This is a genomic window from Clostridium omnivorum, assembly GCF_026012015.1.
GTDB classification, from domain to species: domain Bacteria; phylum Bacillota; class Clostridia; order Clostridiales; family Clostridiaceae; genus Clostridium_AX; species Clostridium_AX omnivorum.
Map to the genome: position 1 here is coordinate 19,528 of NZ_BRXR01000001.1, position 21,949 is coordinate 41,476.

20 protein-coding genes are annotated in these 21,949 nt (G+C 32.8%); 2 read left to right on the plus strand and 18 right to left on the minus strand.

Annotated elements, in window-relative coordinates; genetic code table 11:
* Positions 1-556: 556 nt before the first annotated feature.
* From bsdE14_RS00100 to glyA, 10 genes are all read right to left on the minus strand, one after another.
* Positions 557-697 carry a hypothetical protein gene (locus tag bsdE14_RS00100; protein ID WP_264847873.1) on the minus strand — a complete coding sequence of 47 codons (141 nt, stop codon included), beginning with the start codon at positions 695-697 and terminating at the stop codon, positions 557-559.
* A 116-nt stretch (positions 698-813) separates the two neighbouring features.
* Positions 814-1,884 carry an ornithine racemase Orr gene (gene orr, locus bsdE14_RS00105; protein ID WP_264847874.1) on the minus strand — a complete coding sequence of 357 codons (1,071 nt, stop codon included), beginning with the start codon at positions 1,882-1,884 and terminating at the stop codon, positions 814-816.
* Positions 1,885-1,924: 40 nt separating this feature from the next.
* The gene (locus bsdE14_RS00110; RefSeq protein ID WP_264847875.1) at positions 1,925-3,256 is read right to left on the minus strand and encodes a GlmL-related ornithine degradation protein; all 1,332 of its coding nucleotides are present in this window, start codon (positions 3,254-3,256) and stop codon (positions 1,925-1,927) included.
* 88 nt (positions 3,257-3,344) lie between these two features.
* On the minus strand, positions 3,345-5,522 hold the full coding sequence (gene oraE / locus bsdE14_RS00115; protein ID WP_264847876.1) for a D-ornithine 4,5-aminomutase subunit OraE: 2,178 nt from the start codon (positions 5,520-5,522) through the stop codon (positions 3,345-3,347).
* Complete coding sequence (locus bsdE14_RS00120; protein ID WP_264847877.1) at positions 5,506-5,883, minus strand: ornithine aminomutase subunit alpha; 378 nt, start codon at positions 5,881-5,883, stop codon at positions 5,506-5,508. Before bsdE14_RS00120 ends, oraE begins: the two co-directional genes overlap by 17 nt.
* 8 nt (positions 5,884-5,891) lie before the next feature.
* A complete protein-coding gene (gene ortB, locus bsdE14_RS00125; protein ID WP_264847878.1) occupies positions 5,892-7,304 on the minus strand; it encodes a 2-amino-4-oxopentanoate thiolase subunit OrtB in 1,413 nt (470 codons plus the stop codon).
* The gene (ortA, locus tag bsdE14_RS00130) at positions 7,297-7,599 is read right to left on the minus strand and encodes a 2-amino-4-oxopentanoate thiolase subunit OrtA (protein ID WP_264847879.1); all 303 of its coding nucleotides are present in this window, start codon (positions 7,597-7,599) and stop codon (positions 7,297-7,299) included. The genes ortB and ortA overlap by 8 nt, the downstream gene beginning before the upstream one ends.
* Positions 7,599-8,657, minus strand: coding sequence for a 2,4-diaminopentanoate dehydrogenase (gene ord / locus bsdE14_RS00135; RefSeq protein ID WP_264847880.1), 1,059 nt, complete (start codon positions 8,655-8,657; stop codon positions 7,599-7,601). Before ord ends, ortA begins: the two co-directional genes overlap by 1 nt.
* Before the next feature lie 295 nt (positions 8,658-8,952).
* Positions 8,953-10,326, minus strand: a complete 1,374-nt coding sequence (locus bsdE14_RS00140) for a sigma-54 interaction domain-containing protein (protein ID WP_264847881.1) — start codon at positions 10,324-10,326, stop codon at positions 8,953-8,955.
* 9 nt (positions 10,327-10,335) lie between these two features.
* On the minus strand, positions 10,336-11,568 hold the full coding sequence (glyA, locus tag bsdE14_RS00145; protein WP_264852187.1) for a serine hydroxymethyltransferase: 1,233 nt from the start codon (positions 11,566-11,568) through the stop codon (positions 10,336-10,338).
* A 243-nt stretch (positions 11,569-11,811) separates the two neighbouring features.
* Between glyA and bsdE14_RS00150 the strand changes: the two genes are divergently transcribed.
* Entirely contained in the window at positions 11,812-12,585 is a 774-nt protein-coding gene (locus bsdE14_RS00150) for a threonine/serine exporter family protein (protein ID WP_264847882.1), read from the plus strand.
* The gene (locus bsdE14_RS00155; protein ID WP_264852188.1) at positions 12,585-13,025 is read left to right on the plus strand and encodes a threonine/serine exporter family protein; all 441 of its coding nucleotides are present in this window, start codon (positions 12,585-12,587) and stop codon (positions 13,023-13,025) included. Before bsdE14_RS00150 ends, bsdE14_RS00155 begins: the two co-directional genes overlap by 1 nt.
* Positions 13,026-13,061: 36 nt before the next feature.
* Here bsdE14_RS00155 and bsdE14_RS00160 read toward each other — a convergent pair whose 3' ends face one another.
* The 8 genes from bsdE14_RS00160 to bsdE14_RS00195 form a co-directional block, all read right to left on the minus strand.
* Positions 13,062-13,316, minus strand: a complete 255-nt coding sequence (locus bsdE14_RS00160) for a metal-sensitive transcriptional regulator (protein ID WP_264852189.1) — start codon at positions 13,314-13,316, stop codon at positions 13,062-13,064.
* 104 nt (positions 13,317-13,420) lie between these two features.
* Entirely contained in the window at positions 13,421-15,205 is a 1,785-nt protein-coding gene (aspS, locus tag bsdE14_RS00165) for an aspartate--tRNA ligase (RefSeq protein ID WP_264847883.1), read from the minus strand.
* 119 nt (positions 15,206-15,324) lie between these two features.
* A complete protein-coding gene (locus bsdE14_RS00170; protein WP_264852190.1) occupies positions 15,325-16,779 on the minus strand; it encodes a coproporphyrinogen III oxidase in 1,455 nt (484 codons plus the stop codon).
* A 39-nt stretch (positions 16,780-16,818) separates the two neighbouring features.
* The gene (locus bsdE14_RS00175) at positions 16,819-17,433 is read right to left on the minus strand and encodes an MBL fold metallo-hydrolase (protein ID WP_264847884.1); all 615 of its coding nucleotides are present in this window, start codon (positions 17,431-17,433) and stop codon (positions 16,819-16,821) included.
* A gap of 13 nt (positions 17,434-17,446) precedes the next feature.
* The gene (dtd, locus tag bsdE14_RS00180; RefSeq protein WP_264847885.1) at positions 17,447-17,896 is read right to left on the minus strand and encodes a D-aminoacyl-tRNA deacylase; all 450 of its coding nucleotides are present in this window, start codon (positions 17,894-17,896) and stop codon (positions 17,447-17,449) included.
* A 14-nt stretch (positions 17,897-17,910) separates the two neighbouring features.
* A complete protein-coding gene (locus bsdE14_RS00185) occupies positions 17,911-20,109 on the minus strand; it encodes a RelA/SpoT family protein (protein WP_264847886.1) in 2,199 nt (732 codons plus the stop codon).
* A 134-nt stretch (positions 20,110-20,243) separates the two neighbouring features.
* The gene (locus tag bsdE14_RS00190) at positions 20,244-20,762 is read right to left on the minus strand and encodes an adenine phosphoribosyltransferase (RefSeq protein WP_264847887.1); all 519 of its coding nucleotides are present in this window, start codon (positions 20,760-20,762) and stop codon (positions 20,244-20,246) included.
* Positions 20,763-20,947: 185 nt separating this feature from the next.
* Positions 20,948-21,823: a DHH family phosphoesterase gene (locus bsdE14_RS00195; protein WP_264847888.1), complete on the minus strand. Its 876-nt coding sequence runs from the start codon at positions 21,821-21,823 to the stop codon at positions 20,948-20,950.
* Positions 21,824-21,949 lie beyond the last annotated feature (126 nt).

Below are 21,949 nucleotides of genomic sequence, written 5' to 3' on the forward strand. Positions count from 1 at the left end.
GCCACAATCTTTTTCCAATTCATTTTTATTCTTTTTATACTCATTTGTTAATCACCCTTAAGACATTATACTCTTTCCATCAAAAGATCAACATTTTCGTCATAATATTTCAACGCATTTCGTAACAAAAAGTTCAGCTCATCACGACATATCTTACTAACATTTAAATTTTTACCTATTATTAAATTAAATGTTATAACCCTTCTTGAATCTTATCTAAAATAAAACGGATATCCCTTCAGATACCCTTGCAAATACAGAATAATATTAAATAAAAGCCTAGGTATTTAAACCTAGGCTAGTTTTCTAACAACACGACGTTCTTCTTCTATTATTGTTACATAAAAGTATAGCTATAATTATAATCCAAACAAACCATCCTCCACCAAAACCGCATCCAAACCCTAAAGAATTATTGTTGCAACAACATCTTGATCTTGATGAAGAACAACAGCAACTTCTTCTTTTACTCATGTATAACATCTCCAATCAATATATTTTTGAAGATATGTCCTCAATACAATATATGTTATACTGTAAAAAGTGTACTACCCCTTTACATAATAATAAACCAATTTGTTCTTCTATTTTTACTTCCCTTGATTGTTATTTTTTCATTTGAAGGTGTTATAATTTCTAATGCATTAAAAGAATTAAAATCCTGTTTTAAATCATCATTGTAAATATTTAAATCCATTTAAAAAAATGCTTTACATAACTTCCTGTTTTTTTATTAGAAGTCATGTAAAGCAATTAAGTATTTTAGAAGATATTTTGTGTTTAAACCGTTGATTTACCTAGGTTTCTTCTTATTTAATCCACATAATATTTTTTAACATAAGGCGAAGTCATAGCTCTAAGTAAGCATCCATAGTCCATATTAAAATCTACTATATCGCCAACTTTATAAAGATTACAGCTGTTAGTAATATCTAGCAGCAAATGATCGCTGCTAGCTCCAAGTATATTTACTTGCTTATCTAGTGGTGTTAATCCCTCAGATACAATGTCCTGCCTACCTAAAGCTACAATAGCTCTTTTAATTATACCTCTATCCTCAAAGTGAGGCGTTTGACCAAATGCATCCATACCAATGGTTCCAATAGGTACAGATGGTTTTTCCTTAATTTCAATTATTTCGCCCTTTAAGGTAAAACTATCCTTATAGCATCCAGGTACATCCTTTCCAAAAGAAGTTTCCCTGCCAAGAACTATTGCTTCACCAATTCTAAGCTGATTAATGCCATCAGGTATAGTTCCATTCATTACAGCATAAAGACTGCTGGAATTTCCTCCTGATACAATTGGAATTTCATACCCTATTTTATCTTTTATTTCTTTTTTTATCATAACAAGTTTTCCAAGATTATTCCCATCAGGTATAACCCCACCATAGCAAGTAAGATTTGTTCCTATACCTGCTAATTTAATATTTTCAAGAGATATTATTTCCTTAACTAAATCAATTACATCTCTCTCTAATACACCTTCTCTTAAATCCCCCATATCTATCATTAATATAACATTATGAATTTTGCTCGCTCTCTTTGCAGCTTTGGACAATCTTTTTATTGTCTCAATCTCAGAATTAAGGCTTATATCAGAGTATTTTACTACCTCTGCTGCATGGCTTTCCATTGGAATTCTAAGCAGCAGTTTTCTGCATTTAAATTCCTCAAGTCTTTTGAGATTTTCAATTCTTGAATCTCCTACAATTTCAAGCCCACCATTTAACATAGCCTTTACTACAGGCTTTTTTGCACAAAACACTTTGGTTACACCTACCACATGTATACCTTTTGTACTGCATAGCTTTACAATTTCTCTAGTATTATGAGTAATTTTTCCTAAATTTACTTCAACACATGGATATTCTCTTTTCATTTCAAAGCTCCCCTTTATTTAAATCCCCTAATAGAATATACTAAATTCCTAAACTCTGTTTTAAAAGCATAACTGCCGCTTCCTTATCCTCTTTGCTTAACACACCAGCGCTAGCCATTATATACATGTTGTCCAAAAGAATTCGAGCCTTTCCCCTAGGCAGCATAGTTAAATCTTCTTTAGTATAGCGAATACTTCCCAATATATCTCTGCCCTCTGGCAGCCTTGTCAGTGCACCTCCAGTGCCTACTATATATTTTACTTTGGATAAATCCTTACCATAGGCTATAACCTTCTTTGAATCTCCGTATATTCTCTTTAAATAACCTACATGTCTATTTACAGCCACCTCAACAGCCTTTTTAGTAAGTATAAGACTGCAATTTATTTCTTCCTCGGTTTCTGGTATGGCCCTTATATTACTTTTTATATATTCTTTATCTAAACCTTTTAAATCCCTTGTATCTAAAAGATTTATGATATTTTCGCTGTTAACATAAACCCCTAAATCACCCTCTACAGTTCTCTTAGCTTTAGGTTCAGGGCTTACAAGTATGTCTAAAACCTCTGAACTTCCTTCGGTTACTGAATGAACATCTGTAGTAGCTCCACCAACGTCGAGAACTACCACATCTCCAATAAGTTCATATAGCAACTTTGTACTTTCCATTACTGCTCCAGGTGTGGGCATTATAGTTCCATTTACCATTTCCTTTATTTTGTTCATCCCAGGTGCTTTAATAATATTGTTTTCAAAAGCCTGCTGAATAACATATCTGGCAGGTTCTACATTCAGTTCATCAATTCTCGGATATACATTATCAACTATATAAAGTTCTTGACCTCGAAATATTTCCTCCATATCATCTATATTGGCTTTATTACCACAGTATACAAAAGGCTTATTAAGGTTTTCTTTACTTAAAACTTCGGCATTATATAGTGCTGTATCCCTTTCGCCAAAGTCAGTGCCTCCAGCAATCATTATTAGATTGGGATTTATTTCTCTTATTTTTTTAATGTCGCTTCTTCTTAGTTTTCCAGCTGTAACTAGCTTAATATTTCCGCCTGCTCCTAATGCTGCTTCCCTTGCTGCCTTCACTGTCATATCTTCCACCAGTCCATGGACGGTTATCTTAAGCCCTCCTGCTGCACTGCTTGTGGAAAGCATTTTTTTATAAGTTAGCTTCTCTCCAATTTGATTTTCTATATCCTCAATGCTTTTTCTAAGTCCAATTGTTACATCACCATCCATAACTGTAGTATAACTCTTTCCTTGAGCAACAATTTTAACTTCATTTGATTTTATGATAAAAGCTGTGGCAACAGTGGTTGTACTTCCTACCTCAGTAATAATATAATCTACTTGCATATCCTCACCTTCCTCTACCCTTTATATAAAGAGCTTCTATAAGTGATTATAGAAGCTCTGCACTGTTAATTATTGAATAGCTAGCATTTTATTTCTCTCTTCTTTTTAATTCCTCTACGATAAAGGTAGCAACATGATTACCATGGCTTCCCCTTCCAAATCCTGCATCCATTCCATTAGCTGTAGCTATTTCATTTGTTACCTGAGTTCCACCACAAATTAGTATTAACTTATCCCTAACTCCTTTTTCTACACATACATCATTAAGTTTCTTCATATTCTTAATATGAATATCATTATGAGTTATTATCGTACTTGCTAATACTACTTGGGCTTTAGTTTCTATAGCTGCATCTACAAGCTTTTCAACTGGACAGGAAGTTCCAAGATATTCGCACTCTATTCCATACTTTTCAATTCCACCGTGCTTAATATCAATTGTTTCTCTAAGACCAACAGAATGCTCATCTTCTCCTACTGTTGCTGCTACTACCTTTACTGGATGATTCTTTATAAATTCTCTTATTGTATCATCATCCATTACATGTTTAGGTTCAGGAATTTTTAGCGTAGCCTTATCAATTGCAAAATTAACCCTTCCTTTAATCTCTACTAAAGTTCCCTCAGCTTCCTGCATAACCTGTTTATGAATTACTTCTACGTCTCTAAGATTCATGTTTTTACCTATTTCTATTGCAGCAGCTTCACTTACAAGTTCTCCTTCTGGAATGAATAATGTAACAGATACATATCCATCCTTTTTCCATTCAACTTCTGGAACTATGGTGCCATCCTCTTTTACACTTTCAAGTCTATTATATACATTATCGTTTTCATCAAGTTCATCAATATATTTTATCTTTTCGTGTTTACATAAGGTGCAGCCATCGATAGCATCACAAGCATTTTCATACTTGCTAGGCACGTTATTATAGCCAAAATGAGCGCATACTGGGGCAAAATAGTCTTCTTCTCTTTCATAAACACTGTCAGCAGCTATTCCACCTTCAATCTTTCTAGCTATACCATCACCATTTCTCTCTGGGTATTCTCCAGAATCAACGAAGAATCCATCATTTACAGCTTTAAAGTATCCACCATGTTCAATTATTTCCTCTAAGAATAAAACAGCTCTTTCTTTTAATTCTCTTGACTTTTCAGGAAGATACCCTTCTTTTTTAAGCTCTATCATATCCATTAATCCATCCATGCCTATTAATGCTTGCTTAGCAGTATTAATGGCATGCATGTTGTTATAATGCCATGGAACGTTTCTGCCTTCATCAGGAGTTATTGTACTTTGAATATCTGCTGAAGTAAGCTTGGAAATCATTAGATTAAGGGTATGACCTACTGTTGCTTCTCTAGTACAAGACTCAATGTATTTAGTATTCATTTGAGCTCTCATTCTATAACCCTTAAATATCTCTCTTAAAGCTACTGCATAAGGAAGATCTATTCTCATACAAGGTGCTGGAGCTGAAGTTGGAGGAACTGTCGAAAGAGCTATATTCTCTTTCTTCATTCCAACTATTTCAGAAAACTTACTATTTATTGCATGCTGAACCATAAGCTCAGGCATAACCTTATACCCCTTCATTGCTGTAGCATTTGCATTGTGTGCACCATCGATTTGAAGCATGTCTGCCCATGCCATTATATTTTTAGCCACAGCCGCATCTACAAAGGAACGTACCATATTTATGTTTCTATAAAGTACATTATATTGAGGGTCTTGGTGTGCTCCATTAACTCCCTCCTCTGCAAACATAACTGCTATATCTGGACCTGCAATACCAGAAACATAGGAGTGGAAGTTAATTTCTCTACCAACTTCTTCTTCAATAAGATCAATAGCTTTTCTTGTGGCTCTTACTTGCTTTCTAGTTACAGCAATTCCACCTACACCTTCTGGTGTACCTTCAATTAGCCCATCATAATGGCTTTGGCCAGCTGTTCTTATAACCATAATATGATCAGCTCCATGCCATGCAGCCATTCTCATTCTTCTAATATCATCTTCAAATCTTCCAGATGCTATTTCTGTTGTAATTACAGGTTTTGGTTGAGGGTCAATCTTGTTAAAGCTTCTTGCTGCTGGCAGTGGCTGACTCTTTTTTAGCGGCTTCGTTATCTCTTGATATTCAAATTCTCCAACCTTTTCATTATAGTCTTCTCTCCAATGCCATCCTCTTCTTTTAGGAGCATAGTGCTCTAAATCATTTAGTATTTCTTCTATATCTAACTTTTTATTCTGCTCTAACATTACTTTCACCTCTCATCTTTGCATGTACAGTATCCCATCCCTTGCCTTCGCTTAATTCTTCTCCAGCTTTCAAATATGGTATCCCCTTAAGCTCTGCATAAGTTAATACTACATTTCCCATTCCTTTTCCAAGAAGATTCCACTTCTGTCCTTCTTTAACTATGTTTCCCGCCTCAATGCTTGAAAATCCCATCCTTAAAAGTACTGAACGTTCAACAGATGGTGAGGTATGTTTATATGCCAAGTCAACTAGCGGCCTTACAATTTCTTCAGTAAGATTCCAAAATCTATTATATAGCTCTTCATCACTTAAATTTTTAAGGTGCTCTCTTCTCTTTTCAAAATCGTCTTCTCTTTTCATTTCTCCACCTACCCTACATAGATTCCTAATTCAGATAAAATATTTTCTACATTTTTTTTATTTAAGTTAGTCTCATCACATAAGAAGTCTATATCTATACTTTCAATACTGCTTACATTAGCATTTTTAACAGCATTAGAAATATATGATCTTCTATAATTATCTAAATTCAATTCATTTACCATCATTTTTGAAGGATGACTGGGAAGTATTATACTTTTGCCAGGAATTTCTTCTTCAGAATTTCCTATCTTTACTTCTATACCATTTTTCTTAGCAAAGCTTAATTGAGGAAGTATATGCTTGCCTGCTCCGGTATACTCGGTTTCTTGAACCACAATTATTTGATCATCGTCATATTCTTGAGCAAGCACAAATGCAGCTGCTAAAGATGTGTTTCCAGCTGGTCCTCTTTCCATTCCTTCTAGCTGCGCAAGCAGCTCTGTCATATAAAATACTTCTCCTTGAGGCATAGTAACATATCTATCAATATATCTTAACGGTCTAGCAGCACTTCTTGGCACATCAGACCTATCTGGATTGGTCATAAATGGAATTCCAAAACCAGTGTGCCCTGTTGTAAAGGATTTTCTATTAAAGTCCTTGTCAGATGCCATATGAAGACCTGACAAATCAACTGAAGCCCCGATAATTTTGGTATCCAGTGCACCTGCTTTTCTTAGCCCTCTTGCAGTGCCAGTTAGATTTCCACCTCCAGCATTAGTAATAACTACAGCAGCTGGATCTTTTCCAAACTTTTCTCTGCACTGAGTTGCTATTTCATAACCTAAAGTTTCTACCCCAACTATTCCGTAAATAGAATATAATGAAGCATTATAAAAACCAGTTTCATCTAGTACCTTAAGATATGTATAAAATAATTCTGGACCAACAGTTAGTCTTAAAACCTCAGCTCCAAGGCACTCACATTTTCTATCCTTTTCTATTATTTCTGGCTGTCCTACCTTATTAGAATCATAGCACTCCTGCACTATAATACACTTAAGTCCTCGCATTGCAGCTTGAGAAGCTACAGCTGAGCCATAATTGCCAGAAGTTGCTGAAGCTACACCCTTATAGCCTCTCATTTTCGCATCATAAACAGACACCGATGCTCTTCTGTCCTTAAAACTTCCAGAAGGATTGCAGCTTTCATCTTTAACAAAAATTCTAGCTGCCTTTCTTGTTTTGGATACTTTTCTAGCTAATGCAGTTAAATTTCTCATTTCAAGAAGTGGAGTATTTCCAACTCCAGTCTCTTCTTGAATTTTCATAACATCAGAAAGGGAATAGCCAACTTCTCTCATCATCTTCTCATAATCGAAAGATAATTTACCTTTTTCATATTTATCATAATCAACGCCAACTGATTTAAGCATTATTTCTTTTTTTCTAGCCATCATCTCTTCGTATTTATTCATTGTCATCACCCCACAATATAGATTTTGCTTGTGGGCCTATATACATTATTTCTGGTACATAGTCTCCAAAATCATGAACAAATCTAGGGTTTTCTTCTGTTATGATGCCTCTAAGCATTCTGCCACATACAGTTTTTATCTCTGCCTCTTCACCAATGCTGCTGTCTTCTTGCAAAATACCCTTGGCCCAAAGCATTAGTGGTTTACATTTTGTCTCTTCAGGTAGGTTGTGAGCTCTATCTTCTGAGCTTAATACCTCCTGAACAATTTCCACAAAAGCTCCTTTTTTAATCATTAAAACTCGCCTTCCTTGTAATATGCTACTTGATTTGCAAAGCAATTTTCTATTGCATGTGGTAGTGGTAAATCCATCATAGTCTTTAAGCCTGCTCTGCTTGCCACAACTTGAGGAATCATGTTCACTGCTAGTGCTATTGTACCAATTCCGCCAGGAGTTTCTGGTTTGATTGAAAGGTGTAGATCTGGATCACCCTTTATATCAATATAGTCACCTGTATCAACACCCTCGCTTTCAGGATGAATTTGTTGTGGATGCTCAAGTGTTATTACAGCCTTACCATCCTTCATTCCGTAGCCTATATGAGCACAACCGGCAACCATTCCAGGTTCCACAGTTACATATGGTGTTTCTCTATGAGTATTAGATATTATTGGTTCGCGTGTTTCTACTATTTCATCTAGTTCAATACCCAAAGCTTTTGCTATCATTGGTATAGATTGCTGGAAGCCTACATGTCCAACAATTGAACCATCTTTTATTCCACTTTCAAATTCCTCTACTGTAGTTCCAACACCCTGTGTTCTCATTACAGTAGCTCCAAATGGTGATAAATCGTTTACTCTTGATGCATATATAGAATGAACCTTTCTGCAAGCAGCAGAAAGCGTTATTATCATTGTGTCTAAAACAAAACCTGGATTTACTCCAGTTCCTAAAATAGTAACTCCGTTAGCCTTAGCTAATCTGTCCATTTCCTCTGATAGTTCTTTATTTATTGTATATGGATAAGCCATTTCTTCAGCAATAGTTATACAATTCATCTTATTTTCAACTATATGCTTTATATAAGGAAATACATTTTTAACAAAAGAATCTATTGCAAGTAAAACTAAATCTGCTTTTGTATCTTTTATAGTATTTTTGAAATCTCCACTTACTTTAATATTGAGTTCTTTTCCAACATTCAATACTTCGCCTAAGTCCTTGCCAATTTTCCCTTCATAGCTATCTATTGCTCCAACTATTTCTACCCCTTTCTTATCGAGAAGCATTTTAGCCATTCCACTTCCCATTGCACCTAAACCACAAAGTATTACTTTTACATTTTCCATAATAATCCCCCATTCTCAAATAAAAAATAATTATTTATAATCTCAAATATTTATAGCAACAATCATGCCAAATATAATCTCAATTTACGCATTAACCAACAAAGTAAATTATCCAAAATACGTCATATTCTGAATATTTATTACTAAACGTCTAAAAATTATACATTATTGTTGGTATGTGGTAAAAAAATCAGGTAGAACTGCAAATTTTTTTGCAGTTCTACCTGATTGAAAATATAAATTATTCTGAATTTTACACAGTGCTGCAAGTTTTTTTGCATGCATAGTGCCGAATTTATGGCAGTTTATATTTTTTAATCTTATACTGTAGGTTTTGTCTTGTCATTTTTAATTCCTGAGCAGTTTTAGAAATATTACAATTGTACCTTAATAGACTTTCTTTAATAATTTCAGCTTCTATCATATCAATATACTCTTCTAATGATTTGTTTTTTAAATCATAATGCACTTCAGGGTTTTTAGTCATTATTTTGCTGGTAATTATTTTATTTTCAAAGTATTCTTTAGTTAACACTCTGCTATTATCTACCATGTTCATTGCAGACTCTATAACATTCTTCAATTCTCTTATATTACCTGGCCAGTCATAACTATTAAAAGCTGTGAGGACACTTTCTTCTATATCCTCTACTTGTTTCCCCAACAGCTTATTGTAGTAATCAATAAAGCCTAAACAAAATTCTTTAATGTCTTCCTTTCGCTCCTTTAATGGTGGAACATCTATTCTTACAACACTCAGCCTATAATAAAAGTCTTTTCTAAGTTTTCCTTCTCTTATAAGCTTTTCTGGTTCTTCATTAAGAGATGCAATAATTCTTACATCTACATCTATAGCAGCATTACTTCCTAAGGGTCTAATATATCCATCTTGGAGTACTCTTAAAAGCTTAGATTGAAGTGCAGTATCCATAGAATTAATTTCATCAAGAAGTATTGTTCCACCATTAGCTTCAATAAAAAGTCCTTTTTTATCTTCCGCCCCCGTGAAACTCCCCTTTACTGTACCAAATAGCATAGATTCTAATAAACTACTAGGAATTGCTGCACAATTTATTGGAACATAAGGTTTATCCTTTCTCGCGCCACTATGATGAATACTCTGAGCAAATACTTCCTTTCCAACTCCTGTTTCACCATATATTAATACGGAGGAATTTGAGAAACTGGCTCTTTGAGCTTTATTAATTACAGCTTTTATGCTTTCAGTTTGTCCAATAATATCATCAAATGTATAATATTTATTTGTAGTGTTACCTGATCCCTGTAATTTGCACAACTTTTCATTTAATTCTTTTAATTGGGTAATATCTTTAGAAATTTCTACTGCACCAATTACCTCACCATTATAAAAAGCAGGTACAGTAGTATTAATAGATGTGATCTTCTTACCATGATTACTACTATAGTTTTGAATTACATCCACATATTGTTCCCTATTTTTTAAAGCATTCATAAGCGTAGAAGATTCCTCTTCTACGCCTTTCAAAAATTCAAATGCTCTTTTGCCAAGTATTTCTCCCGGTGAAATTCCTTCAATTCTTCCCATTGAATTATTATAGTACAATGTATTACCATTCTTATCTACAATGTGAATTCCTTCATCTAGATTTTCAATTAAGCACTTTAGAATGCTTTCAATATTATTCATCTTTCACCCTTAATAAATTGGATATTTAGAACATATCTCACTAACCTCTGCTCTTACCTCTTCAATTACAGTTTCTTTATGTTCTATAACTTTATTAATTAGAGCAGCAATTTTAATCATTTCTTCTTCTTTAAAACCTCTAGTTGTTACTGCAGCAGTACCAATTCTTATACCACTAGTTATAAAAGGACTAAGGGTTTCAAAAGGTATTGTATTTTTATTTACAGTAATATGAGCTTCATCCAATAATTTTTCTGCATCTTTTCCAGTAATTGCTTTATTTGTTAAATCAACAAGCAGCAAATGGTTATCTGTGCCTCCAGAAACTAACCTAAATCCATACTTAGTTAGCTCCTCTCCAAGTACTTTAGCATTTTTTACAACTTGCTTTATATAAGTTTTAAACTCTTCTGTATCAGCCTCTTTAAAGCATACGGCCTTTGCAGCTATAACATGCATTAAAGGGCCTCCTTGCATACCAGGAAATATAGACTTATCTATTTCTTTTGCATATTTTTCTTTACATAATATAGCTCCACCTCTAGGGCCTCTCAAGGTTTTATGCGTAGTTGTAGTAACAAAGTCTGCATATGGAACTGGTGAAGGATGTACCCCAGCTGCAATAAGACCAGCTATATGAGCCATATCCACCATTAAATATGCTCCTACTTCATCGCAGATTTCTCTAATTTTTTTAAAATCTATTATTCTTGGATATGCACTAGCGCCAGTAACTATCATTTTAGGCTTATGTTCTAATGCAAGTTTTCTTAATTCTTCATAGTCTATTTGTTCAGTTTCTTTATTAACTCCATAAGAAATAAAATTATATAGCTTTCCAGAAAAATTAACCGGGCTTCCATGAGTCAAATGACCGCCATGGCTTAAATTCATCCCTAGTACTGTATCACCAGGTTTTAAAACTGCAAAATATACAGCCATGTTTGCTTGAGAGCCTGCATGAGGTTGTACGTTAGCATGCTCAGCATTGAATAACTTTTTCATCCTTTCTCTTGCTAAATCCTCAACCTCATCAACTACTTCACAGCCACCATAATATCTTTTTCTTGGATAGCCTTCTGCATATTTATTTGTGAGCTTTGAACCCATTGCCTCCATAACAGCCTCACTAGTAAAGTTTTCAGAAGCAATAAGTTCAATGTTATGCTCTTGTCTTTTTGCTTCTCTTTCAATGATACTAAAAACTTCTTCATCTTTTGATTTTATGTGATTTAATTCCAATTTAAGCACCTCGCCTTTATTTTTTAAAATTCCTATACATAAAATTATAGAGCCATCAACATTTTTTATCAACTATTGACAGAAAATTTAATATTTTTTTATTATATTAGTTTACTTAATCATCTAATTTAAATTTCAAAAATATGTGATATAATCTTGTTATCAATAATTAGATTTATGTCAAAATTACTTGCTAAACTTAATGCCACTTAAAAAATTAGTGATGCTTGAAAGGAGTTTTTCATGAGTGCAAATAGAATAATACACATTGCAGCTGACGCTGGAAAAATAATTCTAGAAAATGGTGGAGAAACCTATAGAGTTGAAGAAACCATGTCTAGAATTTGTAATGCCTTTGGAATATCGCTTGCTGAAAGTTTTGTTACTCCAACAGGAATTATGATTTCAGTTACTACCGACTGTGATCAAACTATAACAATTGTAAAAAGAATAAAAAGTAGAACAGTTGACCTAGAAAAGATTGCAAAAGTTAATGATCTTTCTAGAAATATAAAATCTCAAGGTTTAACCTTAGACCAGGTTAAAGTTGAATTAAATACTATTAACACAACTAAAAGATACAGCGATAAAACTTTGATTTTATTTTCTTGTATTACGGTTTCCTTCTTTACTCTTATGTTTGGAGGAGATTTTCATGATTTTTGCGTATCCTTTATTATAGGCGGACTTATTAAAATACTTACTCTTGCTCTAAGTAAAGTAAACTTAAATGACTTCTTTATAAATGTTTTAGGAGGGGCTTTAGCTGCTCTCTTGGCACTTTTGTCTGTTAACTTTAATCTCGCAACACATGTAGACAAAATTACAATTGGCTCCATTATGCTGCTGGTTCCAGGACTTTCTATAACTAACGCCATAAGAGATACAATAGCTGGCGACTTACTTGCAGGAATTTCAAGAGCATTGGAGGCTTTTTTAATTGCTGTGGCAATTGCAGCAGGCAGCGGAACAATAATAACTCTCTGGGTTATTTATTTTGGGGGTAGCTTAATATGATTATTATAAATTCTTTATATGCTTTTATTGCAACCTTTGGTTTTTGCATATTATTTAATATACGTGGTAAAAACTTATTTTATACTTCACTTGGTGGCGGTGTTACTTGGTTTTTCTACCTCTTAGCTGATCACTTTAGTAGTTCAAATATTTTTGCTCTATTTATAGCCTCAATTGTAGCGGGTATATATTCTGAAATAATGGCAAGAGTTCTAAAATCACCTGTAACCACTTTCTCTATATGTGCAATTATTCCTCTAGTTCCAGGTGGAGGCATGTATAATACTATGCTTCAATTAATTCAAGGTAATGTTAATAATTCCTTAACTACAGGCCTTGCTACATTATCAAGTGCTGGTGCAATCGCAGTTGGAATTTTACTTGCATCATCTTTCACTAAGCTAATGTTATTCTTTACTAAGCAAAAAAAGGTCATCTAGTAAATAAACTAGATGACCAATTTTTTAACCTATTTTCTATTTTAAAAACATAAGCAGTGTAGAAAGTAAATCTTCAATTTCAGTATCCTTTGAAGAATCAATTTCATCTTTCATAATGCAGTTTTTTGCATAGTTTTCCAAAATCAATCCTCCAACCTTATTCACCGCTGCCCTTACTGCAGCAATCTGAATAACAATATCCCTACAGTTTACTTCATTATCAATCATTTTTTCAATGCCTTTTACCTGACCTTCAATTCTTCTAAGTCTGGTTTGTATATCTTTTTTCATTAAATCTTTATTACTATTTTTAGTGTCATTTACATCATCTTCAATTGTACCATCAATATCAGAAGTATTTTTTTCCTTCATCTATATCACTCCTAGGCTTTGCATTATTCTTGATGGCTTATTTTAGCTATACCCAATTCCTTTAATTGAACATCATCAACAACATTTGGTGCTTCACTCATTGGATCATAGGCATTTTGATTTTTAGGAAAAGCAATAACATCTTTAATATTATCAGTTCCAGCAAGGAACATAATAAGTCTATCAAAGCCAAAAGCTAATCCGCCGTGTGGTGGTGGTCCAAATTTGAAGGCTTCAAGTAAGAACCCAAATCTTTCCCAAGCTTTTTCTTTAGTGAATCCTAAAACATTAAACATTTTTTCCTGCAGCTTGCTGTCATGAATTCTTATACTGCCTCCACCTAATTCTTCTCCATTTAAAACAATATCATATGCTTTAGCTCTAACCTTACCTGGGTCAGTATCTAAAAATTCTATATCCTCATCCATTGGCATTGTAAATGGATGGTGCTCTGCTTGATATCTATTTTCCTCCTCATTATATGAAAGAAGTGGAAACTCTGTTATCCATACAAAGTTGAACTCTGTATTATCTTTTAGAAGTTCAAGCTTCTTTGCAAGTTCAAGTCTTAATGCACCTAAACTTTGTAATACAACCTTATTAGAATCAGCAACAATAAGTATCAAATCGCCTTGCTTTGCATCTACCTTTTCTATAATATTCTTTAGCTCTTCCTCAGTTAAGAACTTAGCTATTGGAGACTTGATCTCTTCTTCTTTAACAGCTATCCATGCAAGCCCCTTAGCCTTATAGGTTTTAACAAACTCACCTAATCTGTCTAAGTCTTTTCTTCCCATATTAGCACAATTTTCAACCTTTATAGCTCTTATACTGCCCTTAATCTCTATTGCATCTTTAAACACTTTGAAGTCTGCATTTTTAACTTCATTACTTATATCTACTATCTCCATACCAAATCTAAGATCTGGTTTATCTGAACCGTATTTTTCCATAGCTTCTTTATAAGGCATTCTCTTTATTGGAGTTTCAACATCTACATCAAGTATTTCCTTGAAAACTTTTTTAATTAATCCTTCATTTACAGCTATAACGTCATCCACTTCTACAAAGCTCATTTCAATATCTACTTGAGTGAACTCTGGCTGTCTATTTGCTCTTAAGTCTTCATCTCTATAGCACTTTGCAATTTGGAAGTACTTATCAAAACCTGATACCATTAATAATTGCTTAAATATTTGTGGTGATTGTGGTAATGCATAAAACATTCCTGGATAGTTTCTGCTAGGAACTAAGTAATCTCTTGCTCCTTCTGGTGTACTCTTAGTAAGAGTTGGAGTGTCTACTTCTAGAAATCCATTATCACTTAAATAATCTCTAACTACTTTTGCAGTCTTACTTCTAGTTATAAATATTTTTTGCATATCTGGTCTTCTAAGATCAAGATATCTATACTTTAATCTGATATTTTCTGCTGCATCCAGATTTTCTTTTATGTATATTGGTGGTGTTTCTGATTCAGATAAAATCTTTATATTATGTCCTTTTAGCTCAATCATACCAGTTGGCATATTTGGATTTGGTGATTCTCTCAGTACTATTTCTCCAGTTACTGCAATACAGTACTCCGATCTTACATTATCAGCTTTTTCAAATGCTTCTTTATTTATTTCTTCTCCAAAAACAACTTGAAGAATACCAGTTCTATCTCTTAAATCAACAAATATTAAGCCTCCTAGATTTCTTTTCCTCTGTACCCATCCCATTACGGTAAAATTACTTCCTATGTTGGATTCCCTTAGTTCTCCACACATTGCTGACCTTTTAAGTCCTAATAACGCTTCACCCATATGTTTATTCCTCCATTTCAATTTGCATCTATGGATAGTATGCTTTTTCCACAGTGATAATTTTTTCATTGTAGAAGTATGTTTTTATAAAATTTATTTTAAATTTATTTATCAGATAATTAATATAGAGTATCTAGAAGTTTAATTTTATTATGGATCATTTCATCAATTCTAGAAATATACTCTCTTACGTCTTTTGTATTGCCAAATCTTTCAATTCTATTTTCATCTAAAAATACAACTTTTGATACTGCATCTGCTCCTAATGCTATAATTGTCTGCTTTTCTTCCATCATTTGAATATTATAAATAGACTCTTTATGCTGCTTTGTATAGCCTACGTTTTCCATGTTTCCTACCATATTCTTTTGTCTATACATATAATAAGGGCTCATATGCAGTCTCTCAGCTAAATTAACTGTAGCTTCATACATAGAATTTAATTCATTCTGAGACTTTTCTTCAAGTTTTATTTTATTTACAATATTCTCATGAAGTCTTGAAGATCTTTTGATTGACATTCCATGAACTGTTATACTTTCAGGGTTCAGCTTGTAAATTTTGTCACAAGTATTTAAAACTTGTTCAAGCCCTTCTCCCTGAAGTCCAACAATTAAATCCATATTTATATTGTCAAAACCACAGCTTCTTGCAAGATTAAATTTATCTATAACATCATTAGAAGAATGATTTCTTCCTATTCGCTTTAAAGTATCATCATTCATAGTTTGTGGATTAATGCTTATTCTGTGTACTCCGAATTTTTTCATAGTCAATAGCTTTTCATAAGTAATACTATCAGGTCTTCCACATTCAACAGTAAATTCTTCCACCTCATTTATAGAACATAAATTATTATGTATTTCTTTCATAATATTTTCAAATTGCAAGTTATCAACTGATGTTGGTGTGCCACCACCAAAATAGATACATTGAATCTTTAGCTCTTTTTCTCTAATATAATTTCCCATTGTAGCTATTTCTTTTGTTAAGGCTGATAAATATGGTTCTACTAGCTTTGAGCAGCTGCTAATTGGGTTAGATGCAAAAGAACAATAAATACATCTAGTAGGACAAAAAGGCATACCTATATAAATACTTACAGTATTTTTATCTTTATTTACTATACCTTCCTCTAGCTTTGCTACATCAATACATAGTCTTGCTTTATCTTCTCTAGCAAAATATCTCTTACTATAGATATGGATAATTTCTTCGTCACTTTTTCCCTCATTCAAAAGTGATAGGGCAATTTTACTTGGACGTATTCCAATTAATATTCCCCAAGGCATTTCTTTTCTTGTTTTATTACTAAGGAACTTAAATATCTCTCTTTTTACATTTTCTTTTTTTACAAAATTGTTATCAAATTCAAAGTAACTTTTATAGCCAGCATCAATAATTTGAATACCCTTGTCATCAATGAAAACAATAAAACTTTCATCAAAATTACTGCTAGTAGGTTCTTCAGCTGCTTCTACGAATTTAATATTTTCTGATTTGTAAAAGATACTAAACATTTGAAATACATCGTATCTAAATGTCATGTCATTTAATTTGATTTTTATCATTATCTCACCTAAATATTCAAGTTATTTTAAATAATGAAAGCCTTAAAAAAAAGGATTGTTCTCCCTTTCATACTTAATAGTGCTTTGTGGTCCATGTCCAGGATAAACCTTTATGTCATCATTTAAAACCATTAACTTTGATTTTATACTTTCAATAATTGTTTCAAAATTTCCACCCTCAAGATCTGTTCTACCTATAGATCTTAAAAATAGAGTATCACCAGTAAAAAGTGAATCATTAACTAGGTAACATACTCCACCTGGGGTATGGCCTGGTGTTTCGATACATTTAATTTCAGATTCACCTAATTCAAAAATATCATTTTCTTTAACATTTTTATCGAACTCTACTTCTATTCCTTTAAACTTAAGTGGGCCAAACATATAGGCTCCATTTTTTATTAATTGTTCATCCTGTTTATGAATGTATACTGGAACACTAAATTCTTCTTTTAGCATTCCTACAGCCCCAGTATGATCCATATGACCATGAGTTAGCAAAATATATTTAACCTTACCTTCTATTGCCTTTACAGCCTTTATAATGTCCTCTCCATCTCCACCTGGATCAATTACTGCAGTTTCCTTGGTGCTCTCATCACACATAATATAGCAGTTTGCAGCGTACACTCCAGCTGGAATTCTCTTTATTTCCATGTAAACACCTCATTTAAAAAACTTTTTTTGAATCAAGCATTAGCGTTACAGGACCATCATTTTCTATGGATACACACATATCCGCCCCAAATACCCCAGTTTGAACTCCTGGTATAATATCCTTACATTGAGCTACAAATTCGTTATATAAATTTTCAGCTTCTTCTCCTGCTAACGCCTCCATAAAATTAGGTCTGCGTCCTTTTCTACAATCTCCATACAAAGTAAATTGGGAAACCAAGAGTAGTTCCCCATCTACTTCTAATAAAGATTTATTCATTTTATTATCTTCATCTTCAAAAATCCTTAGATTCAATATTTTGTCCTTTAAAAATTTTATATCTTCTACACTGTCGTTTTTAGAAATACCTATCAGTACATTTAAACCTCTTCCTATAGCACCGACAACTTTTCCATCTATTTCAACCTTGGAGGATTTTACTCTCTGTACTACAGCTCTCATGTTTCACACTCCTCTTAAGATTTGGTTCTATATATCTCCCTAACACCCTTTAATTTTTTTATTTTTCTCATTAGCATTCTCAAATGCTCCAAGTCAGGTATTTTAACCTTTAAACTCACTATTGCTGTTCCACCTTTAGCAGATTTTGCATTTACTGCGCAAAGATGAGTTTTTGTTTCCATAACAAGCTCCACAATTTCTGACAGCAATCCTTCTCTATCATCGGCTTCCACTTGGAGTTCAGTAATATAGTCTGAGCCTTTTGCTATTCCCCAAGTTGCTTCAACTATTTTACCTTCATCTTCCTTTTTTAAGGCAGCCAAATTCATGCAATCCTCTCTATGAATTGATACTCCTCTTCCCTTAGTAATATAACCTACAATATCATCACCTGGAACTGGATTACAGCACTTTGCAAACCTTACCAGTAAATTGGTTGTGCCTTTTACAATAATTCCTGGACTTTTAGTTCTAAATTTATCTTCTCTTTGATTTGTAATTTTACTGTTATTTTTATTTATTTGCTCTTCCAAGTTTTTTAGATTATTTAAGTCATTTTTATTTGTACCTTTTAAGAACTGTTCCTTTAATCTTAAAACAATAGAAGAAGCCATAATATCGCCAAGTGCAACTAGTGCATATATATCTTCTATAGAATTTGAATTATATCTTTTAAGTAGTTGTTCTAGTGCTTCACCTTTTGCTAATTCTCCAAAATTATATCCCTGCTTTTTAGTCTCCTTTTCAAGCAGTTCTTTGCCCTTTACAATATTTTCTTCTCTTTTTGCTTTCTTAAACCAAGCTCTTATCTTGGACTTAGCCTGGTTGCTTTTTACAACATTTATCCAATCCATGTTAGGACCTTTTGGCACAGAAGAAGTCATAACTTCTACAATTTCTCCTGTCTTTAAGTGATAATCCAAAGGTACCATTCTTCCATCCACTTTAGCACCTACACATCTGTTTCCAACATCAGTATGAATCCTATATGCGAAATCTATGGGAGTTGCATCATTAGGAAGATTAATTACTGTACCCTTAGGTGTAAATACAAAAACTTCATCAGAAAACAAATCAATTTTAAAACCTTCCATGAATTCTTCTGCATCAGAGGTTTCTCCCTGCCATTCTAATATTTCTCTTAGCCATGAAAGTTTAAAATCTAAATTATTTTCTGAATTTACTGTACCCTCTTTATACTTCCAGTGAGCCGCAATTCCGTATTCAGCTGTTCTATGCATATCAAAGGTTCTTATTTGAATTTCAAAAGGTTTTCCTTGAGGCCCTATAACTGTAGAATGAAGTGATTGATACATATTAGGCTTAGGCATAGCAACATAATCCTTAAACCTTCCTGGTATTGGCTTATACATTGTATGTACTATTCCTAGTGCTGCATAACAGTCCTTTACACTATTTACCAGAATTCTTACAGCTGTCAAATCAAATATTTGGTCTACAGTTTTATTTTTACTAACCATCTTTCTATAAATACTATAAAAATGTTTTGGTCTTCCATCAATATCTGATTGAATTCCTGCTTTCAGCAAGCTATCATGCAATTCTTTAGTAATAAGATTTATATATTCTTCTCTTTCTACTCTTTTCTCGGATATTTTTTGTACTAAATCATAGTACTCATTTGGATTTGTATATCTAAAAGCTAAATCCTCTAGCTCCCACTTAATTTTTGATATTCCTAGTCTATGCGCGAGAGGAGCATAAATATCAAAAGTCTCTTTTGCTTTTTCCTTTTGCTTTTCAACAGGCATATATTTTAGAGTTCTCATGTTATGAAGTCTATCTGCAAGTTTTATAAGAATTACTCTAACATCTTTTGCCATGGCAAGCAGCATTTTTCGAACATTGTCAGCTTGCTGTTCTTCTTTAGTCTTATATTCAATTTTCCCAAGCTTAGTAACACCTTGAACTAGCTCAGCTACTTCCACATTAAAATTATTTACAAGATCCTCGTAAGTATAGGTAGTATCCTCAATTACATCATGGAGTAATCCCGCTGCTATAGTATTTGCATCTAAGCCCATATCCGCTAGTATACATGCCACTTCTAATGGGTGGATTATATATGGCTCACCTGATTCTCTCTTTTGCATATTATGAGCCTCATAAGCGAAATTAAAAGCTTTTTCAACAAATTCTTTATTTATGTTATTATTGCTTTTATCTATTTTATCCATTAACTTCTCTAGCATTTGGGGTACTCTCCTAAAATCAAAGGCTGGTTAATTAAACCAGCCGTTATTTTTTACTCTTATTATATAATAATGTGTAGAAATTTGCAATTTAAATTTGACAAACTGCAATTTTCATGCTTCATTTATATTTTTTAGATATCATATGTTACAAGTGACATAACATCATAGTTTGTAAGTTTATCTTTTCCATATAAATCAGTTAGTTCAATTACAAAATCGATACTAACTACTTCACCACCAACTTGTTCTACAAGCTTAGCTACAGTTGCAATTGTTCCACCAGTAGCAAGAAGGTCATCAACTATTGCTACCCTCTGACCAGGCTTAATGGCATCTTTATGTATTTCTAATATATCACTACCATACTCTAAATCATAACTTATAGAAATAGTATCATAAGGCAGTTTTCCTTTTTTTCTAACTGGTACAAAACCAGCCCCTAGGGCATAAGCAACAGGCGCCCCAAATAAAAAGCCCCTAGCTTCAGGTCCTACTACAACATCTATATCTTTATCTTTAAGGTACTCAACCATTTTATCAACAGTAAATTTTAGTGCATCCTTATCTTGAAGTAATGTGGTTACATCTTTAAAACTAATGCCTTCCTTTGGAAAATTATCAATTATTCTTATATTATTTTTCAAATCCAACTTTATTTCCCCCTAAATATGGAACTTCGATAACACGAATATTTCCATGTTTTAATTGTTTTTCGTTTTTAGAACATATTTGATAAAACCCATGTTATATGGGCCTCACAACAATTTTTTCTATAAAATAACACCTCTATATTATACATTAAATGTTCAGGTATTTTCAAGTTCTAAATCTATTTTTAACTTATACTAATTTCCCTAATCCTTTTTTCTATCTCATTATTCAAATACTTTGCAATTTGCTCAGCTCTATATTTATCAGAGGTCGTAAATAATTCTACAGCAATTCTTGCATTATCAATTCTGCCTTCTAAAGTTCTAGTTGAACCTATTTTTTTAACAAATTCAAAAATAGCAGTTTCATTTTCTTCATTTAATTTATAAATCTTCTTCCAAGCATTTATACCATAATTATTAGTCTTTTTTAGCTGCTTTATTCCTTCCTCAACAATAAATTTATTTTCTCCAATTAAAGGAACTTCTTGTGCAACCGTTCCTAACATAACTAAATCTAAATACTTATTTATACTTTTCATTCTATAATAGCTTGCAATTGCCTGCACTAATTTAAAAGCCACACCTGAAGCAGATAAAAATTTAAATTCATAATTACAATTTTCCTGTTTTGGATTAATAATTATTTCATCAGTGGTTCCTTTTACTTCATGATAGTCAGTAACAATTACATCTATACCTAAATTATTACACATCTTAATCTGAGAAAATGAACTTGAACCACACCCCACAGTAATTAATAATTTTGCGCCTAATGCTTTAATATTGTTTTTCACATCTTCAGAATTTATATTAAAATTCGGTGAAATTACATTTGGAACAAAATACTCAACATCAGCATTTAAATATTTAAACACTAATAAAAGTAATGCAATACTTGAAATGCCATCCAAATCATAATAACCATATATAACAATTTTTTCTCTATTATTAATTGCTCTAACAACTCTATTAAGCGCTGCATCCATTCCTTTTAAAGCAAATGGATTGAACCTTAACTGCGGCTGAAAATATTGCAATTTTTCCTTACAATTTTCCATAATTAAATCCTCCAAATTTATCGAAAACACCTTTATTATAAATGAAATTGTCATTTTTGACAAATGTTTTAGATAAATTTTTTAAATAATTAATTTTAGCACTTTAATATATACACAAATTTTAAT

Bases quoted from the DNA above. Each gene is read 5' to 3' on its own strand.
- bsdE14_RS00100 (WP_264847873.1), bottom strand. From the start codon at position 697: ATGGATTTAAATATTTACAATGATGATTTAAAACAGGATTTTAATTCT.
- orr (WP_264847874.1), bottom strand. From the start codon at position 1,884: ATGAAAAGAGAATATCCATGTGTTGAAGTAAATTTAGGAAAAATTACT.
- bsdE14_RS00110 (WP_264847875.1), bottom strand. From the start codon at position 3,256: ATGCAAGTAGATTATATTATTACTGAGGTAGGAAGTACAACCACTGTT.
- oraE (WP_264847876.1), bottom strand. From the start codon at position 5,522: ATGTTAGAGCAGAATAAAAAGTTAGATATAGAAGAAATACTAAATGAT.
- bsdE14_RS00120 (WP_264847877.1), bottom strand. From the start codon at position 5,883: ATGAAAAGAGAAGACGATTTTGAAAAGAGAAGAGAGCACCTTAAAAAT.
- ortB (WP_264847878.1), bottom strand. From the start codon at position 7,304: ATGAATAAATACGAAGAGATGATGGCTAGAAAAAAAGAAATAATGCTT.
- ortA (WP_264847879.1), bottom strand. From the start codon at position 7,599: ATGATTAAAAAAGGAGCTTTTGTGGAAATTGTTCAGGAGGTATTAAGC.
- ord (WP_264847880.1), bottom strand. From the start codon at position 8,657: ATGGAAAATGTAAAAGTAATACTTTGTGGTTTAGGTGCAATGGGAAGT.
- bsdE14_RS00140 (WP_264847881.1), bottom strand. From the start codon at position 10,326: ATGAATAATATTGAAAGCATTCTAAAGTGCTTAATTGAAAATCTAGAT.
- bsdE14_RS00150 (WP_264847882.1), top strand. From the start codon at position 11,812: ATGAGTGCAAATAGAATAATACACATTGCAGCTGACGCTGGAAAAATA.
- bsdE14_RS00160 (WP_264852189.1), bottom strand. From the start codon at position 13,316: ATGAAAAAAGATATACAAACCAGACTTAGAAGAATTGAAGGTCAGGTA.
- aspS (WP_264847883.1), bottom strand. From the start codon at position 15,205: ATGGGTGAAGCGTTATTAGGACTTAAAAGGTCAGCAATGTGTGGAGAA.
- bsdE14_RS00175 (WP_264847884.1), bottom strand. From the start codon at position 17,433: ATGGAAATAAAGAGAATTCCAGCTGGAGTGTACGCTGCAAACTGCTAT.
- dtd (WP_264847885.1), bottom strand. From the start codon at position 17,896: ATGAGAGCTGTAGTACAGAGAGTAAAATCCTCCAAGGTTGAAATAGAT.
- bsdE14_RS00185 (WP_264847886.1), bottom strand. From the start codon at position 20,109: ATGCTAGAGAAGTTAATGGATAAAATAGATAAAAGCAATAATAACATA.
- bsdE14_RS00195 (WP_264847888.1), bottom strand. From the start codon at position 21,823: ATGGAAAATTGTAAGGAAAAATTGCAATATTTTCAGCCGCAGTTAAGG.